This window comes from Vibrio sp. JZG10, from assembly GCF_054064075.1.
Genome location: NZ_JBSUGE010000008.1, coordinates 69,537 through 88,271 on the forward strand (window position 1 = coordinate 69,537; position 18,735 = coordinate 88,271).

Sequence of the window (18,735 nt, forward strand, 5' to 3'; positions counted from 1 at the left end):
TAACGTGTCGGGTTTTGTTTATTAGCTCAACTCCACAACTTCTTCTTTATATTTTTATTGATAATGTGAATTCCCACACTAAAAATGTCGATTTGATAAGACTTTTTATCTAACTTTTTGTAATAAAAATAAAAATCCTGTATATATCTTGCCGAAAATCAATAAAAACTACAGAAGTTTCGTCTATGTCAGCCAATATTTCTCATAAAGCTCAAGAAACTCTCGTGAGGGAGTCTGAGGAACTCGTCTCAACAACGAACCTACAAGGTGTTATTACGTATTGTAACGAAGCCTTTTGCCGTGTTGCTGAGTACACTCACGAAGAACTCGTCGGTCAGAACCACAATATCGTTCGCCACAATGACATGCCTAAAGCCGCTTTCGGCGATATGTGGGCTCGTCTTAAGCAAGGCAAAGCCTGGCGCGGCATGGTTAAGAATGCCACTAAGTCAGGCGGTTACTATTGGGTTGATGCCTATGTCACCCCTATTTATGAAAATAACCACGTTGTTGGTTATCAATCTGTGCGCGTGAAGCCAAAGCGAGAGTGGGTTGATATAGCCACGAAAGCCTACAAGAGTATGCGCACCGCCGAGAAATCAGGTCGTACTTGGTCGTTGAAAATCAATGAAACCATTCGCTATGCGATTCTACTTGGCGCATTGACCGCACCTGCAGCCGCATATGCATTGTCTATTGAAGGTCCATTAGCTTGGCTTGCAAGTGCACTACCTGCGAGTGTTCTAGCGTTGTTATTCCGCCAAGAATTAATTGATACGCCTCAACAACTGAAAAAGTTACAAAAGCAATACGACAGCGTGAGTCGCTTGATCTATTCCGGTAATACGGCATTTTCGATTGCCGATTTCCATATCAAAATGCTGTCCGCAAGAATTCGAACCGTGTTGGGAAGAATGACTGACTCCGCACTGCCGTTGCAGCATTGTGCTGAAGAATTGAGCCAAACCACAGCAGAAGTTTCGGCTGCATTAAATCAGCAAAACACCGATATTCATCACGTACGTGATGCGACTCAAGAGGTGGAGTCTTCGGCGAATTCAGTCTCTTCTAGCACCAATGATGCCCATATGCTAATTGATGACACCTTGAAGTCATGCTTGATGGCGAAGGAAACCATCGATCAAACGCACACCAATCTAACGCAGTTGAGCCTTCAAGCTGAAAAAGCGACGGAAACGACGTATCAGCTGAGTGATCAGGCGCAGAAAGTGAATCATTTGATGGAAGAGATTGGTGGGATCGCAGAACAAACCAATTTACTGGCACTTAACGCGGCAATTGAAGCGGCGAGAGCGGGTGAGCAAGGTCGTGGTTTTGCTGTTGTTGCCGATGAGGTGCGCGCGCTCTCTGGTCGCACATCCAATGCAACTGAACAAATCCAAGCGTCTATCTCTGCTATGTTGGCGACGATACAAAGTTGGCAAAAAGACATTCTGGCAAACAAAGAGCAAACGGATACATGTTCTCAGGTTGCCGAACAAAGCGCGCTTCGTTTGTCTGAGGTTGAACAGATGATGCAAAGCATGAGTGGGTTGATGGTCGATGTGGCGGAAGCGGCGAATAACCAGCTGAAGCTATCCAGCGATGTAAATCAGCATATTCACTCTATTGCTTCTACGGCAGAGCAAAACTTGGCAGCAACGCACTCCGTAGAGCAAAACAGCCGTCAGTTGAAAGAGCAAGTACAAGATTTCTATCAGCTCGCGCTTCGATTTGAAGACAAATAGCCGTAACGAAAGTCGTTGTGTTCACTTTCTGGCTGTGTTTATACAAATAGGGGCCAGATAAAAGAAAGCCCCGCCATTGCTGGCGGGGCTTTTCAGTTTTCACATTCGCAATAGAGAAAACTGATTATCTTTTTACTGCAATTACGCTAGTAGTTCTTTTGCTGTATTTACTACGTTTTCCGTAGTGAAACCGAACATTTTGAACAGTTCACCAGCAGGTGCAGATTCACCGAATGAAGTCATACCGATGATGCGACCGTCGAAGCCTACGTACTTGTACCAGAAGTCAGCGATACCTGCTTCGATAGCGATACGAGCTGTTACGTCTGATGGTAGAACGGCTTCACGGTAAGCGGCGTCTTGCTTGTCGAATGCATCTGTTGATGGCATTGAAACAACGCGTACTTTCTTACCTTCTGCAGTTAGCTGTGCTGCTGCTTCAACTGCTAGCTCAACTTCAGAACCTGTTGCGATAAGGATAAGCTCTGGCTTGCCTTCACAATCTTTCAGGATGTAACCGCCTTTTGCGATGTCAGCAACTTGTTCAGCTGTGCGCTCTTGTTGCGCTAGGTTTTGACGTGAGAAGATAAGCGCAGTTGGTGCATCTTTACGTTCAATCGCTAGTTTCCAAGCCACTGCTGATTCAACTTGGTCACATGGACGCCATGTGCTCATGTTTGGCGTTAGACGTAGCGATGCCATTTGCTCAACCGGTTGGTGAGTTGGGCCATCTTCGCCAAGACCGATAGAATCGTGCGTGTATACTTGGATGTTCTGAATCTTCATCAGAGCCGCCATACGCATTGCGTTACGAGCGTATTCCATGAACATTAGGAATGTCGCGCCGTAAGGAACGAAACCACCGTGTAGCGCAATACCGTTCATGATCGCCGTCATACCGAATTCACGTACACCGTAGTGGATGTAGTTACCAGAGAAGTCACTTGCTTCTAGAGACTTAGAACCAGACCACATGGTTAGGTTAGACGGCGCTAGGTCAGCAGAGCCGCCCATGAACTCAGGTAGTAGAGCACCAAATGCCTCTAGAGCGTTTTGAGATGCTTTACGTGACGCAATGTTTGCTGGGTTTGCTTGAAGATCGGCAATGATTTGGCTTGCTTTCTCTTCCCACTGTGCAGGAAGTTCACCGTTTACGCGGCGTTTAAATTCAGCTGCCAGCTCAGGGTACGCTGCTTCATAAGCTGCAAATTTCTCGTTCCACGCTGCTTCCTTAGCTGCGCCTGTTTCTTTCGCTGACCATTCTGCGTAGACTTCTTGCGGAATTTCAAAAGGACCGTGCTCCCAACCTAGTTCTTTGCGTGTTGCTGCGATTTCTTCTGCACCTAGTGGTGCACCGTGACAATCGTGTGAACCAGACTTGTTTGGTGAACCAAAGCCGATGATTGTCTTAGTACAGATAAGTGTAGGGCGAGGATCCGCTTTCGCCGCTTCGATTGCTGCGTTGATCGCTTCAGAATCGTGACCGTCTACTGCTGGGATTACGTGCCAGCCGTAAGCTTCAAAACGCTTAGGCGTGTCGTCAGAGAACCAACCTTCAACGTGACCATCGATAGAGATGCCGTTGTCATCCCAGAATGCGATCAGTTTGCCTAGACCTAGTGTACCAGCTAGAGAGCATGCCTCGTGCGAGATGCCTTCCATCAGACAGCCGTCGCCCATGAACACGTAAGTGAAGTGGTCAACGATGTCGTGGCCTTCTTTGTTGAACTGTGCTGCTAGCGCTTTCTCAGCTAGAGCCATACCAACCGCATTCGTGATGCCTTGACCTAGAGGACCCGTTGTTGTCTCGATACCAGGCGCGTAGCCGTACTCTGGGTGACCAGGAGTCTTAGAGTGAAGCTGACGGAAGTTTTTCAGATCATCGATAGATAGCTCGTAACCGCTCAAGTGCAGTAGAGAGTAAATTAGCATTGAGCCGTGGCCGTTAGACAGTACGAAACGGTCGCGGTCTGCCCACTCAGGGTTTGATGGGTTGTGGTTTAGGTGAGAGCGCCAAAGAACTTCAGCGATATCAGCCATGCCCATAGGTGCACCTGGGTGACCAGAGTTAGCTTGTTGAACACCATCCATGCTTAGCGCACGAATTGCATTTGCTAGATATTTACGATCCATAGTGATTACTTCTCGATAAGGGTTTAAATAGAGGGAACTCGTCGAAACAAGTTCAAATAGAAAATCTTGAATAAGCGCTGATGGTAAAAGCGAGTAGACGGGCTACTCGCTTTTGGTAAGCAATTAAAGCTTAGCTTCGATCATCGCTTCTAGTTTACCTTGGTCAACGGCGAAGTTGCGGATGCCTTCAGCCAGTTTCTCAACCGCCATTGGGTCTTGGTTGTGTTCCCATAGGAACTCAGAATGAGTCATTGGTGCAGGACGCTCAGCTGCGCCTTTAGAATCAACTAGCTTCTCAACCACTTCACCTTCTGCAGCTTCTAGTTCTGCAAGTAGAGCAGGAGCGATAGTTAGACGGTCACAGCCAGCTAGTTCTAGGATCTCACCGATGTTACGGAAGCTTGCGCCCATTACGACAGTTTTGTAGCCGTACTCTTTGTAGTAGTTGTAGATCTTAGTTACAGACAGTACGCCTGGATCTTCTGAAGCTTCGAAGTCACGGCCTTCTTTCGCTTTGTACCAGTCCATAATACGGCCAACGAATGGAGAGATTAGGAATACGCCAGCTTCTGCACAAGCACGCGCTTGAGCGAATGAGAATAGAAGCGTTAGGTTACAGTTGATGCCTTCTTTCTCTAGGATTTCTGCTGCGCGGATACCTTCCCAAGTAGACGCTAGTTTGATAAGGATGCGGTCGTTCGTGATGCCTGCATCGTTGTACATTTTTACTAGTTGACGTGCTTTCGCTACGCTGCCTTCCATATCGTAAGATAGGCGTGCGTCAACTTCTGTAGAGATACGACCTGGAATAGTTTTTAGGATTTCTTTACCGATGTTTACTGCAAGCATGTCACAAGTGTCTTGAACTTGTTGAGCTTTGTCGTTGCTCTGTGCTTTAGCATATTCGATTGAAGCATCGATTAGAGGTGCGTACTCTGCGATTTGAGCGGCTTTCAGGATAAGAGAAGGGTTAGTTGTTGCGTCTTCTGGTTGATACTTTTTGATTGCATCAATTTCGCCAGTGTCTGCTACTACAGTCGTTAGTTTACGAAGTTGCTCTAACTTGTTGCTCATAATCGATCATCCTATTTAAATGGGCTTAAGCGTGATTTTTGTTATCACAGCTTGTGCATTTGCAAGCGAGTTAGCTAATCGTCTCATCGCATTTAATGAGACATCTGCTCAGCCAACTACGGAAAATTTCGTTACCGAACAAATGCCATGAACATTTGATCGATAGCTGAGTAAATGATGTGTCCATATTTATCCTATCTATGCTGAAAGTCAATCGCTGAAATCGACTTATAGTGAACTTCATCAACGTTTTTTTACTGTGTGTTTAGTGGTTAACCCAAATAAACGTTTGCCCTTATTGTTCAAAGCTTGAGCGTTGTACGCTAGGGTAAAAAATTGTAGTGAGAAAATGTTATTGCGATGAGCAAATGTAGCGTTTAAATTGATAAAGAACATATGCTAAGTCAATGAGCATATGCTCACTTATTGCATACAATATCGATCCTCTTAAAGGGCGAGAGAAACCATGAGCAGTTCTAATCAAGATATTTCCATTGAAAACACGGATTTGTTGACAGAGATTTCCGTCGCGTATTATCAAGACGGTGCGACTCAGGAAGAGATATCGAGAAAATTTGCCATATCACGCGCAAAGGTCGGGCGAATGCTCAAGCAGGCGCGTGATGAAGGCATCGTTGAAATCACCGTTAAATACCACCCGGTGTTTAGCGCTAAGATTGAACAACGTTTGATCGAGCGATTCGGCGTTAAGCGCGCGCTTGTTGCTCTTGATCAGCCAAATGAAGAGGCACAGCGACTACAGGTGTCGGGATTGGTGTCCAATTATCTCACCAGCACGCTTAAAAACGGCATGGTGGTGACCGTTGGACAAGGGCGTAACGTATCTTCTGTTGCTCATCACATTGGGGTGATCACCCCGCGCGACTGTAAATTTGTGTGTGGTATCGGCGGTATTCACCCACGTGGTGGTATGTATAACGCCGACCACATTTGTCGTCAGTTAGCTAAAAAGTACGGCGGAACGTCCGAAACGCTTTACGCGCCGGCTTACGCAGAAAATAGAGAACAGAAGTTGGCCTTCATGCAAAATGCAACCGTGAAACAAACGCTCGATTTGGCACGTAAAGCCGATGTCGCTTTGGTCGGTATTGGTGACATGAGCGAAAACAGTTACATGGTGGACTTAGGTTGGTTTACGCCTGATGAAGTGGTTCAGTCGAGACTTCAACAAGGCGTGGTCGGGGACTTTGCAGGTTATGATTTCTTTGATATTCACGGTAATGTTGCCAACACCGTAATGAGTGACCGAGTGATTGGCCTTGGTATTGAAGAGTTTCGCCCAATATCGGAAGTCATCGCGATTGCAGCGGAGAACAGTAAGCCGCTCGCCTTACTTGGAGCATTAAGAACCGGAGCGATAGACGTGATCGCCACGAGCGTCAGCAACGCATTAACGGTGCTCAACTTAGATGAGCAAATGCACGGCAACGCGGCATCTGAGAGTTAGCACAAATAATATGCAATTTATGTAATCAGGCTGCGAGGAGTTATAAATGACTCGCAGCCTGATTTCGTTTTCAAGTTAAAAATATTCTCTAGGAGTAGCTTTAAATTTGTACCTCTACTCTGGAGAACACAATGAAAAAGACACTTCTTGCTGCACTGATTATGGGGCTGACTGGTGCGGCGCAAGCTGAGCAAAAAGTCGTGGCGGGTTACTTTGCGGATTGGCAGTACGCTAACGCAGAAAACCCATACACGGTGAACGATATTCCCGCCAATAAGCTGACGCATGTGATTTACGCGTTTCTTAGTATGTGCGGCCCTCATGCCGGTGCTTCTGAAACGGTACAAAAACTGGTTGCCGAACAATGTGAAGGAAAAGATCCGTATACGGCGATCATTGTCGATACCGAAGCAGCATTAGAAAAGGACTTTGGCGATGTCTCCGTTAACGTGCCATACAAAGGCCACTTCGCTCAACTTGCTGAAATGAAGAAACAACATCCTGATCTTAACATTCTCCCTTCTTTTGGTGGTTGGACAATGTCCGAACCGTTCCATGCTATGGCGAAAAGCAAACAAGCGATGGATCAATTTTCAAAAACTGCCGTTAAGTTGATTGCTCAATATGATTTCTTTGATGGTATTGATCTGGATTGGGAATACCCAGGTGGTGGCGGTTTAACAACGTCGCCTTGGAACCCTGACACCAAGCTTTCTGATGAACAAAAAGCATCTGAGCGTGAGGCCTTTACCTATTTGGTAAAAACCATGCGTGCAGAGTTAGATGAACTCACAAATCAAACCAAACGTGAATACGAGCTCTCTACTGCTGTTGGCGTTGGTCCAAAAGCAGCAGGTATCGATTGGAAAGCCGCGGAGCCGTACCTAACTAACATGTTTGCAATGACGTATGACTTCCTTGGTGGTTGGGGGCAGCAAACCGGGCATACTACCAACTTGCATGCGACTGAGCGAAGCTGGTGGGGCATGGGCGCAGACGTGTTCATCAACCAGATGATCGAGCTGGGTATTCCAAGTGAAAAACTGGTGATTGGCGCTGCATTTTACGGGCGTGGCTGGCAAGGCACCAAAGACTTCTCGGGTGGCTTACCAACGCAAGATCTAGTATCCGAGCAAGGAGCGCAGTTTGGTACGGGTGAGAACGGCTATTTCATGTTCTGGGATTTGGTGAAAAACTATGGAGCGGAGCAGGGCTACGAGTACAAGTATGATGAGCAATCTCAAGCGCCTTACTTGTGGCATCCTGTAAAGAAAGTCTTTATCTCTTACGAAGATCAACGCTCGATCAAAGCCAAAGCAAATTGGGCTAAACAGGCGAACTTAGGCGGTATTTTTACTTGGGAATTGTCAGGCGACCCGAAAGGCGACTTGGTGGAGGTGATGTACCAAGAAATGAATAAATAAAACCTTCTAAGCAAAGCGATCGTAATTATTCAACTACGGTTTCTTTGCTTTGGTTCTGCTTCGTAAAAGCGATCAAGTTTTCAAGCGATAAAGGTTTAGAGTAGAAGTAGCCCTGAATCAAATCACAACCGCAAGCTTTTAACTCATTCAGTTGTTGCAGCGTCTCTACTCCTTCAGCTAGTACTTTCATTTCAAAGTTTTTGCCGATAGAAATGATATTCTTAACCATATTCAGCGCTTTTTTGTCATGCTCAATGTGATCGACAAAGCTCTTGTCAATCTTCACCTCGTCAATAGGTAGCGTACGCAACATGCTTAATGAAGAGTAGCCAGTCCCGAAATCATCGAGCGAGATTTTAAAGCCAAGAGCATGCAAGCGCTCGCAAATTGGTGCGAACTTTTCAAGATCTTCAATAAACAGGTTTTCGGTGATCTCTAGGGTAATCTTTGAACATTCGATGCCGCGTTTCTCAATAGCATTCATAAGATTAGTAATGAATTTGGCATGAACAAACTGTTTGACCGAGATGTTAATAGACATCTGGATAGGTGTATCAATATTACCAGTCAGTTTAGCCATATCTGTCAGGCTATTTTCAATGATTTGTTCACCAATACGAACCATCAACCCAGTGCTTTCTGCGACGGGAATAAATTCACTTGGTGGGACTAAGCCGAGCTCATCATCACTCCAACGAATAAGCGCTTCGACACCATAAATATCGCCTTCTAGGTTTAACTGAGGTTGATAAACCATATGAAGCGCTTGCTTATCTATCGCGAGCCTCAGGCGTTGCTCAATTTTCATTTTACGCAGATGTGTAGCTTGCATCTGCTGATTGAACAGGCTGTATACGTTGCGTTGTTTTTTCGCTTGATACATCGCAATATCGGCTGACAGGAGCAGTTCATCTAATGTTTCACCATGGTGTGGATAGCAGGCAATACCAATACTGCAACTGAGCAGGAACTGACTGTCATTGACTTCGTAGGGTTCTGATAGCGCCTTTATTAAGTCGCTCGCTAGTCTTTTAACGCTTACTTCATCAATTCGATTCGTTAGAAAAATAAACTCGTCACTGGCTTCACGGATGATTAATCGGCCATCGTTAACAAAGGTGTTTAAGCGGATAGATATTTGTTTTAGAACTTCGTCGCCAAAGTCATGACCATGTGTGTCGTTGACTGATTTGAAATTATCAATATCGATAAACATCAAAGAAAAAGGATTCCCTTTCCCAGAAAGCCAGTGTCGAATGTTTGCGCGTAGGTACTCTCGGTTTGGTAATCCAGTGAGATGATCGTGGTTCGCTTGATAGAGCAAACGCAGTTTTGTTTTATGTTCATTGTTCGCAATGGAGCGGAATAAAGCGTAAAAAGCACCTTGGACGATAAGAAAAACAATCGAGTACAGTGCAAACTGTTCGTAAAATCCGCGCTTAATAAAATTCAAATCTGTCTAGGAAGAGGCCCAAAGATGATAATCAGGAAGGTATCTCAATGTGATTAACTCACTCAGGCGAGAATTGTCGACAACAATATTTAGCGCTCGTGTGAGCTCTTTTAGTTGCGCCATATCCCAGCCTGAATCTTTTGTGATTTGAGCCATAACAGCTTTTATATCTAAATCATTGGCAGGTTTTAGGTAATCTTCTAGGGTTGTGTCTTCTGACGAGCTAAAAGTAAGGTAGCCATCACTGCGGATCAATGTGACCCGGTTGTGCTCATTAGCATGGATGTCGTTACGAAAAACCGAAGATGAATTCATATTAAAGCCAGCCGTCATCACTGCTTGTACAACACCATCTTTATTTGGAATTGCTTTTCGGATCGGAATCACAAGTGAATCTTGAGCTGGCATAAAATACGTTCGACCTATAATCATTCGGTCAGAGTTGAGCGCTGCCAAAAAGGTATCACGAGTCAGTGGATCTTGTTTTAGATTATGCAGCTTTGCCAAGATCAAATTGGAGCTTACGGCGATGTAGTCTCCATCGGGGTTGGTTAGGCCGAATCCAATAATCGCCGGATGGATACTGAGCAGTTTGTCCAGCATCGGGCGAGTTTGAACTGCTGCTGTACGAGTAAAGTCATTTCTCTCGACCAACTGATGACCAATGACTTCAAGTAACGATTCTTGTCCTTTCAGAAGTGATTCGACAGAAGAGGCAAACAGCTCCAATTGTAGGAGCTGCTTATCTTTGTACTTATTCAGGGTTGACTCATAATGGTAGCGGCCAAACAACACGAACAGCACGGCACTTATTGTAAGTAGCGCCATGTATAGTGTCCAAATGTTCTTCTTTAACCTGACCATGCCGCTTCGATAGCTCCTAGATTAGCGAGTAATGGGTAATGAGTGGTCTGCGCCCCATTCTGTCCATGACCCGTCATAGACCGATAAATCACGCCAACCTAACTGGTATGCTGCTAGCAGCAAAATACAGGCCGTTACACCTGAGCCACAACTGAAAATGATTGATTTATCATTATATAACGTTAGTGCACTAAATGCTTGTTTCAATTCCGAGTCTGCCTTTATAAAGCCATTACTCAATAATGTTTGGAAAGGGAGGCAAACAGAATTAGGAATATGACCAGAACGCAGTCCTTCTCTTGGCTCTGGTACCTCGCCTAAAAAACGTGCACGTGAGCGAGCGTCAACAATGTTTGCACTGCAATTGTTTGAGTACTCTAATATTGCATTTGCGTCCAAAAAAGCATGTTTATTTAATTTCCCGGTAAAGTTTCCAAGCTGCTTAGCTTCTGACAAGACATCCGTGACAGGCAGTCCAGCCTCAATCCAAGCCGGGAGGCCACCATTAAGCACTTTGACATTATTGTGCCCCATTGCCTTAAACATCCACCATGCGCGCGGAGAGGCGAGTGTTCCTGAGTTGTCATAAACAACAATAAGGTCTTCGTTGTTCAGGCCAAGTTTCTGAGCGCTGTTATTAAATCCTTCTTCTGTTGGCATCATATGAGGGAGATTGGTATCTGGGAGACAAAAGTCATTGTCGTAGTCGAAACGCAATGAGCCTGGAATCCACTTATTGGCGATCTTTTTCCCTTCGGAAGGAATTTGAAAACGAATACTCGCGTCTAGAAGTTTTACATTCGGTTGGTCTAATAAAGCATGAAGCTCTTTGGCATCGATCAATGCTTGCATGGTTAAATCCTTCTTATTTGGGAAGTCCGCACAGTAGCTTTACTCACAGCGAATGAATGAAAGGGATGAGTCAAGACTTGAGCGGGATGCTTGGTGGAACAACGCAATAGAGCCCACTGGACAAGATGCGGACACTGGAACCGTCACTCGTTGTTGCTCTATCTCAGGTGAATTAATAGTGAGGTACCGACGTTGACCATCAAGGGACTGAGTTAAAGTGTTGCTAATGACGGTGGCTGAAACCGTGTTCTCATCCGTCTGCTTAATGAGCAACAAGAGCACAAGTAGGGCAATGAAACCGCTGAAGACCAACATATAGGTTTTGGGATTATCCAATTTGCGCTCCATTGCTATTGTTTCAAGTAATCATTTTGTTTTACAACAAAAAAATCGCATGTTCAAAGAACGATGCGATTTTGTCTTAAAACCTGTGGCTTGCGCCAGTCCCGAGTATCAATGCTCACCAATAGAGCATCTTACATGCGCCATGTCGTATTTCCGGTTGAGACGACTTTTTGCAGAGGTTCTGAGCCATCGTAGAACCAAATTTCGACTAACAGGTTATCTTGGCTGTCCGAGGTGGAGAAATCTAAGATAGCTTTCCCACTCGTCAGCGCAGCAGAAGCAACATTGCTCGAATATTTTGCTTGGTAGGTTCCAGACGCATCTTCACGGTACTCCTTATAAATGCTCAGATGTGCGCGCTGTAAAGAGTAACCACTAATATCTACCGCAAGTGAGCTTTCTAACCTTGGGTCATAATCGAACCCATCTGGTACGTCTAAGTTTTGCATGCTTGGCTCTTCAACAATAACGGTAGTTTGAGCTGGAGGTGGAGTAGCGCTATCGTTGCTTTTGTCTCCACCGCCGCCACCGCCGCAGGCTGTTAACGCTAATCCCATGATGATTGTGATTAAGTTTTTCATGATGCTTCTCCTATGGAATGTAACGTTTGTTTGCTTTAGGTTGGTTATGCCAGTTTGCTCCTTCTCGCCCACCAGACTCGGCGTAGGTGGCAAACTCTGGGTAAGCGTCAACTAAGTCAACTTTCTCTAGCGGCCAATTCCACTCTTCGACGATAAGCAATGCCCAAGGAAGATTGTTTGCTGTTTTGAAGTACACGCCTCGAGTCGGGTCACTTGCGTCTACGCCCACGCCATATAGGTTTGCGTCATCAAACTGCTCAGTTGGTGCTTGGTCTGGCAAATGTACTTCCCATTTTCTACCTGGTTGAAAGGTGATGCCATCGCCGTGATATGTATTGGGTGTAGCAAAGATAAATGGGTCATAAGGCATGGCCTGTAGCGCTGAGCGGTCGGCTCCTTCCTTAAAGTAGATGGTCAGTGTGAAAGACAACGCGACGTTATCATTGCAACCCGTTTGGGTTCGAAAATACGCACATTGACTTTGCGCATACTGACTGAGGTCGTCACTGATAATGAAGATGGCTTCTTCTGATATCGCTTCTAGACCGTTGGTCGGTTGTTCTTTGCCATTAAACGTTAGCTTTGTTAAGCCGTTTTCAATGCTCGCTTTCGAAACGCCAGGTAGACGAATAGCAAAGCCATTTTTATAGCCAGCCCCATAGGCGGCCAGATCTCCGCTAATTTGGATATTTTCCACCGTGCCGTCCATACGTGTTTCAGTCATACGGAACTTAATGACTACGTCATTCATGTCGTAGTCAGCGGTGTAAGGCCAGTTGTCTTCATACGCGACCGTTGCGTAGGAATCGGCACTTGGGAAGTGCTGTACGGATACGCCGTTTTCAGTGATTGTGATTGGGTAATCTTCTACTTCACCTGATGTTGATCCGCCATCAAAGTTCAGACCAGTTTGTTGGCTAAAGCGGAATCGGCTCCAGCTAGGACCTGCGGTTGCCAGTTCAGAGACGACAAATGGAAGCGTATTGCTGCCTGCAGAGAGTAACTCATCGGTGAATACTTGCTCACCTTCGTCAGCAAAGTCACCATCTCGGTTCCAGTCAAACCAAGCTGACAAGTAGCCGGATGTTGATGCAGTTACGCTCACTAGTGAACTTAACCCTGGGTCGAGTGCGGCAACAAAGCCGACGCCATCTTCATCTGCTGTACCAACTTTGTTATCTCCAGACGGAGCCACTTGTCCATCGGCATCACCATCTGGCGCAATTGTGCCAAGCCAAGTTACACCATCAACAGCGTGGCGTGGTCCGTTAGAAGAGAGCAAGGTAGCGTAAGTGTCAGGTGCGTCACCAAAGTCAATTGGCTCGTCTTCGTCAATAACAGGAGCGTTCGCGCATCGGGCACCGTCATTTTGGCTGGAACTTGGACCGTTAGACACAAACTCTACAGCAGGAACAATGCCCGCAGCGATATTGGCGGCATTATTTTCTGATAAGTCGACGCGATAAATTTTGCCGTCCTGGTTACGCGATACGTAGTAGTTTCCGTTTACATCAAAGTAGCCTGCACCAAAGGTACCCGTTTCCCCTGTATTGCCGATCGCGGTTGCTTGGCCTGTTTTTGTATCGAATTTATACAATACGCCAGACCCATTATCGATACCATAGAGCGAACCGTCGCCAGGGTGGAACGCAAAATCGGTTAAACTCACACTTGCATTTGATGTGATTTTATTCAGGGTTAAGGTAGCATTTGGGTCCGTATCTAACGGCGACAGATCAATGGAAAACAGCCCTTTACCTTTGCGATACAAGTAGTATACGTGGTTGTACACGTCACCGACAAAAAACGTATGGCTAGGAAGCCCTTGTACGTTGAGAGTTTCTGCTTGAAAGTCCTGGCCTAAACGTACGATTTTCAAGTTGGTTGTATCGTAACCATAGATGTATCGATCAGTGAAGTTGAAACCGACGCCGTTAATACCAGATGCTAAGCCCACATCGTCGGTCAGTAACTTGGTTGATCCGGTAACCAGATTAACGCCGTAAACTTGCACTGGGGTCGATTGAAATAAATATGCTTTGCTCGGACAAGTGTCGAATGGCGCTGCGCTTACGTATGCGCTTGCGAACAGAGATCCAAGTAATAGTGATGTCCTTTTCATGATTCGCCCTCTCATTGGTTTGTATGATATGCAATGAAAGGAATGTGCCAGTTTTTAAATTACTGTTTATAATGAATTTTATATCGGTAAGTTATTTGGTTCGAAATATGAATCTCAGAATAAGAAAAAGCTCAACGTTACGTTGAGCTTTTTGAGAATCTTCATTGATAAGCTGACAGCGTTACTTAGCCACAAACAGGGCAGGTCGGCATTTTCATCAAATTCATTTCCCGCCAGGACATGCTAAACGCATCGAGAATGAGGATCTTCCCTTTTTTGGGTTGGCCGTAATTTGCAATCACCTTGATGGTTTCCATCGCTTGTACAGCGCCAACAATACCCACAACAGGCGCCATTACGCCAGCTTCAACGCAACTTAATGCACTGCTGCCGAATAGCGCGCTCAAACACTGATAGCACGGTTGAGTTGGGTCGTCGTACGTAAACACACTCACTTGGCCTTCCATACGAATGGCTGCACCAGAAATAAGCGGTGTTTTTGTTGCAAAGCAGAGTCGGTTGAGTTGATTGCGAGTGTCGACGTTATCTGAAGCATCGACCACCACAGTGTGTTGTTCAATCAAAGCCTGAAGCTGAATGTCGTCAAGGCGTTTAGCAACGGTATTTACTTCGATATGAGGATTAAGTTCCCGCAATGCATCCGCCGCGGAGTCAACCTTTTTACGGCCAATATCGGCGTCGTGGTGCAATACTTGGCGTTGTAAATTGGAGAGCTCAACAATATCGTCATCGATAAAAGTAATATTGCCAACACCAGCCGTGGCAAGGTATTGGCTAGAAGCGCAACCTAAACCGCCAGCACCCAAAATAAGCACTGAGCTTTGTTTGAGCGCTTCTTGCCCTTCGAAATCGAACTGGCGAAGAATGATCTGGCGGTTATAGCGCAGCATCTCCTGATCGGAAAGAATATCCACGGTATGTTCCTAGTATAACGTTGAGTTAAACAGTTGGATTTGAACCGTTTCGCCAACTTCCACACGGCCACGTTCACGTTCCAACACAACAAAGCAGTTTGCCAAACTCATTGAGCGAAAGGCTCCTGAACTTTGGTTGCCAGTGGTTTCAACGACAAATTTACCGTTTTCTAGAGTATAGATACCGCGTTGGTAGTCTGTACGTCCCGGCGCTTTCTTAAATGCGGTTTTAGTCGTAGCAGGGATAGACTCAGGCGCTTTCCATTCAGTGTAGCCTGCCAATTTAGTCAACATTGGTTGAACAAGTACGTACATTGTTAGCACCGCAGATACAGGGTTACCTGGTAGCCCACAGAACCAAGCAGTACTTAACTTGCCAAATGCGAAAGGTTTACCCGGCTTGATTGCCAGTTTCCAGAAACCGATTTCGCCAAGTTCTTCAAGAATGTCTTTGGTGTAATCTGCTTCACCAACGCTGACGCCGCCAGACGTTACAACTACATCCGCGAGAGTTTGTGCTTTTTCGAATGTTGCTTTTAGTGTTTCTGGGCAGTCAGGGATAATGCCAAGATCAATCGCTTCACAACCAAAGTTTTCAATCAGCGGCTTAATACCGTAACGATTACTGTCGTAGATTTGACCCGCCTTGAGTGGCTCACCCAATGGTTTAAGTTCATCACCTGTGGAGAAAAATGCCACCTTTGGCTTACGCACGACGGTGACATGGCTGACACCAAGAGAGGCAATCATTGGAATATCGCGCGGTGTCAGGCGCGCGCCTTTTGCCAATACAATATCGCCTTGCTTGATGTCGTCACCCGTAGGGCGGATGTTATTTTGCGGCTTCACATCCGTTTGGTTGAACTGAATACCAGCGTCGGTCACTTCCGTATTTTCTTGCATGATAACGGCATCACAGCCTTCCGGAATTTTCGCGCCAGTCATGATTCGAACACAAGTGCCTGCCGGCCATTCACCCTCAAAAGGCTGACCTGCGAAGGATTTACCTGCCAGAGGCAACACTGTAGACACTTCTAGGTCTTGAATACGAATGGCATAACCGTCCATCGCTGAATTGTCGAAAGGGGGCACGTGAATTGGCGATAAAATGTCTTCAGCCAGCACAAAACCCAGAGCGTCAGCAAGAGGAAGAGAAAGTGTCGTTTGGATAGGTTTGATTCGCGATAGCATCTTATCCATCGCTTCTTCAATTGGCATCAAGCCAGGTGCGTCGCAGCAGCCCATTGAGATAATCCTATGTTCTTTTGTTTTGTGGCAACTCTACCATAAAAGGGGACCGAGTAAGAATGTCCACCTATAAAATATGGGTGTAATTATTCAAAAATCCGAGTATCCTTGTCACCCATCCGAAAGGGGTAAAGTTCCTACGGAGCATGAGAAAATAGCTCAGTGTATTCTTGTTATGTGCCTTGGCGTTATAAACATCGGACTGAGCGACTTTAACGCTACGGGATGAAAACACGGCAATTGTATTTCACACCGAGAGTGGTAGTTACAAAAGAGGAAGTGGAATGTCAGGTCTTAGCGAGTCAGCAAAGTTAGTGAAAGAAGCGCTAGAGCAACGCGGGTTAGAAACACCAATGCGCCCTAATGCCGTTAGCCGTGAAGAGAAGAAGGAAAAGATTGAATACCACATGCGTGAGATTCTTGGTCTGCTTCAGCTCGACCTTACGGATGATAGCTTAGAGGAAACGCCACACCGCATTGCAAAAATGTACGTGGACGAGATTTTCTCTGGTTTGGATTACTCCAACTTCCCCAAGATCACCGTTATCGAAAACAAGATGAACGTGAGCGAAATGGTTCGCGTGAAAGACATTACTGTGACCAGTACGTGCGAACACCATCTTGTGACAATCGACGGAAAAGCCGCTGTTGCTTACATTCCTCGCGGTAAGATCATTGGCCTGTCTAAGATCAACCGTATTGTTCGTTTCTTTGCGCAACGCCCTCAAGTTCAAGAGCGTATGACCCAGCAAATCCTTGTTGCTTTGCAAACATTGCTTGAGTCTGACGATGTAGCGGTGACTATCGACGCGACGCATTACTGTGTGAAATCACGCGGTGTGATGGATGCCACCAGTGAAACCACGACTACAGCGTTAGGTGGTATTTTTAAGAGCAACCCAGCGACCCGTGCTGAATTTCTGCATGGCCTGCGTTAATCAAATCGACAAATAAAATTGAGAGAGGATGGCGAGTTGCCATCCTTTTTTATATCTTTTATATCCAAATCATCGTCAAGTGAGTCGCAATAAATAGTAATTATGCAATTGTGTATTGACAGTCACATTCGTTGCTCTTAATATATGCGCCCAATGAACGACTACAACTTGTAATCGTTTGTTTTAAAAAGAGATATTTCTCTAAGTTCAGCTGATCTCGGTCAGTTGTATTTCTATTTTCTAATAATAGAAAGACAACAAATTTGGGACTCGGCATGACTACACAAAGCACTATCAGCACCTCCTCTATTTCAGCTCCAGTTAAAGAAAGCAGTTGGCAAAAGAAAGCCATGCTTAGTGTCGCTTTTTTGATGGCGACAACCTCTGTTGGTCCCGGCTTTTTGACTCAAACCGCAGTCTTCACAAATATCTACAAAGTCGACATGGCATTTCCTGTTTTGGCTTCCATTTTTATCACATTTGGTATCGTGATGAACTTGTGGCGCATTGTGGGCGTTTCTGGCATGCGAATCCAAGACATTGCGAACAAAGTGGCACCCGGCATGGGTTATGGTGTTGGTATTCTCCTTGCGCTTGGTGCAGTGGCGTTTAACTTTGGCAACGTGAGTGGCGCAGCGTTAGGCATCAATGTGCTAACGGGCGTGGACACAACATGGGGCGCACTGTTTACCGGTGTCGTTGGCTGTTTGTTGTTTGTGGTTCATAACGCTTCCAAACGAATGGACCAAATGGCCCGCTATCTTGGCTTGTTTATGATTGTTCTGATCGCATACGTGGCTATGACGAGCTTACCTCCGATGGGAGAGACACTAAGTGCAGCGGTGATGCCTATGGATGTTGGTAGTTTGCTTCTGCCTACGTTGACTATCGTTGGCGGCGCAGTTGGCGGTTACTACACGGGTGCACAACGCCTAGTAGACATCGGCTTGAAAGGCAAAGAGAACGTGCCTTCCATCACCTCAACAGCGTGGGCTGGTATTTCTATCGCGGTGGTTATTCGAATCCTACTGTTTTTGGCGGTGTTTGGCGTTATCGCGACAGGCGCAACGCTGGATACAGCTAACCCTGCGGCGGATGCTTTCCGTCAAGGTGCGGGCCAACTCGGCTACTTCATCTTTGGCTTAGTACTGTTTGTAGCTTCCATCACGTCTGTGGTTGGCAACTCTTACATGGCTATATCATTAATTAAGACGCTTTTCCCAGTTGTGGCGCGAAACGAGAAAGCGTGGTGTGTTGGTTTCATTATCCTAACCGCGCTAGGCACGGTAACCATGGACATGCCAATTCTTCTTTTGATGCTAGCGGGCCTAGTGAACAGCATTATTCTTCCTATCGTTTTGGGCACTGTATTGGTTGCGACAAAACGCAAAGATATTGTCGGTGACTACCAACACCCAATGTACTTAACGCTAACTGGAGCAGCGATTGTTATCGTAATGGCGGCATCGAGTTTGACTAACATTGGGAACTTCATGGCGAAGTTTGCGGGTTGATGTCTTATTGATAGAGATGAACAGCGGCCTCAGATG

At 45.9% G+C, this 18,735-nt stretch carries 13 protein-coding genes and 1 pseudogene; 5 read left to right on the forward strand and 9 right to left on the reverse strand.

Translation table 11 applies throughout. The annotated features are described in order from the left end of the window. The first annotated feature begins 185 nt into the window (after nucleotides 1-185). Complete coding sequence (locus ACWYVB_RS10970) at nucleotides 186-1,748, forward strand: methyl-accepting chemotaxis protein (protein ID WP_317411379.1); 1,563 nt, start codon at nucleotides 186-188, stop codon at nucleotides 1,746-1,748. Nucleotides 1,749-1,889: 141 nt separating this feature from the next. Here the strand turns inward: ACWYVB_RS10970 and tkt are convergent, their stop codons facing one another. Together tkt and tal are read right to left on the reverse strand one after the other, a co-directional pair. Beyond that, nucleotides 1,890-3,881, reverse strand: a complete 1,992-nt coding sequence (gene tkt, locus ACWYVB_RS10975; RefSeq protein WP_145534636.1) for a transketolase — start codon at nucleotides 3,879-3,881, stop codon at nucleotides 1,890-1,892. Nucleotides 3,882-4,004: 123 nt separating this feature from the next. Beyond that, a complete protein-coding gene (tal, locus tag ACWYVB_RS10980; protein ID WP_005396118.1) occupies nucleotides 4,005-4,955 on the reverse strand; it encodes a transaldolase in 951 nt (316 codons plus the stop codon). A 466-nt stretch (nucleotides 4,956-5,421) separates the two neighbouring features. Here tal and ACWYVB_RS10985 point away from each other — a divergent pair, with 466 nt between their 5' ends. Next, entirely contained in the window at nucleotides 5,422-6,423 is a 1,002-nt protein-coding gene (locus ACWYVB_RS10985) for a sugar-binding transcriptional regulator (RefSeq protein WP_005396112.1), read from the forward strand. Between the two features lie 131 nt (nucleotides 6,424-6,554). Beyond that, entirely contained in the window at nucleotides 6,555-7,847 is a 1,293-nt protein-coding gene (locus tag ACWYVB_RS10990) for a glycoside hydrolase family 18 protein (RefSeq protein WP_457528937.1), read from the forward strand. Nucleotides 7,848-7,872: 25 nt separating this feature from the next. Here ACWYVB_RS10990 and ACWYVB_RS10995 read toward each other — a convergent pair. From ACWYVB_RS10995 to moeA, 7 genes and pseudogenes are all read right to left on the reverse strand, one after another. Next, nucleotides 7,873-10,164, reverse strand: a pseudogene (locus tag ACWYVB_RS10995) (bifunctional diguanylate cyclase/phosphodiesterase). 21 nt (nucleotides 10,165-10,185) lie between these two features. Next, a complete protein-coding gene (locus ACWYVB_RS11000) occupies nucleotides 10,186-11,016 on the reverse strand; it encodes a sulfurtransferase (protein WP_253644653.1) in 831 nt (276 codons plus the stop codon). Nucleotides 11,017-11,055: 39 nt separating this feature from the next. Beyond that, nucleotides 11,056-11,352, reverse strand: a complete 297-nt coding sequence (locus tag ACWYVB_RS11005; RefSeq protein ID WP_006741132.1) for a hypothetical protein — start codon at nucleotides 11,350-11,352, stop codon at nucleotides 11,056-11,058. Nucleotides 11,353-11,492: 140 nt separating this feature from the next. Then, complete coding sequence (locus ACWYVB_RS11010; protein WP_317411376.1) at nucleotides 11,493-11,942, reverse strand: hypothetical protein; 450 nt, start codon at nucleotides 11,940-11,942, stop codon at nucleotides 11,493-11,495. 10 nt (nucleotides 11,943-11,952) lie between these two features. After that, nucleotides 11,953-14,064: an LruC domain-containing protein gene (locus tag ACWYVB_RS11015; protein ID WP_317411375.1), complete on the reverse strand. Its 2,112-nt coding sequence runs from the start codon at nucleotides 14,062-14,064 to the stop codon at nucleotides 11,953-11,955. A gap of 185 nt (nucleotides 14,065-14,249) precedes the next feature. Continuing rightward, nucleotides 14,250-14,999: a molybdopterin-synthase adenylyltransferase MoeB gene (gene moeB, locus ACWYVB_RS11020; RefSeq protein ID WP_006741129.1), complete on the reverse strand. Its 750-nt coding sequence runs from the start codon at nucleotides 14,997-14,999 to the stop codon at nucleotides 14,250-14,252. Nucleotides 15,000-15,008: 9 nt separating this feature from the next. Continuing rightward, nucleotides 15,009-16,244, reverse strand: coding sequence for a molybdopterin molybdotransferase MoeA (moeA, locus tag ACWYVB_RS11025; protein ID WP_317411374.1), 1,236 nt, complete (start codon nucleotides 16,242-16,244; stop codon nucleotides 15,009-15,011). Nucleotides 16,245-16,531: 287 nt separating this feature from the next. On the opposite strand from moeA, the gene folE reads away from it, so the two are divergent. After that, nucleotides 16,532-17,185 carry a GTP cyclohydrolase I FolE gene (folE, locus tag ACWYVB_RS11030; RefSeq protein WP_006741127.1) on the forward strand — a complete coding sequence of 218 codons (654 nt, stop codon included), beginning with the start codon at nucleotides 16,532-16,534 and terminating at the stop codon, nucleotides 17,183-17,185. Nucleotides 17,186-17,460: 275 nt separating this feature from the next. Next, entirely contained in the window at nucleotides 17,461-18,699 is a 1,239-nt protein-coding gene (locus ACWYVB_RS11035) for an NRAMP family divalent metal transporter (protein ID WP_074190501.1), read from the forward strand. The last annotated feature ends 36 nt before the right edge of the window (nucleotides 18,700-18,735 follow it).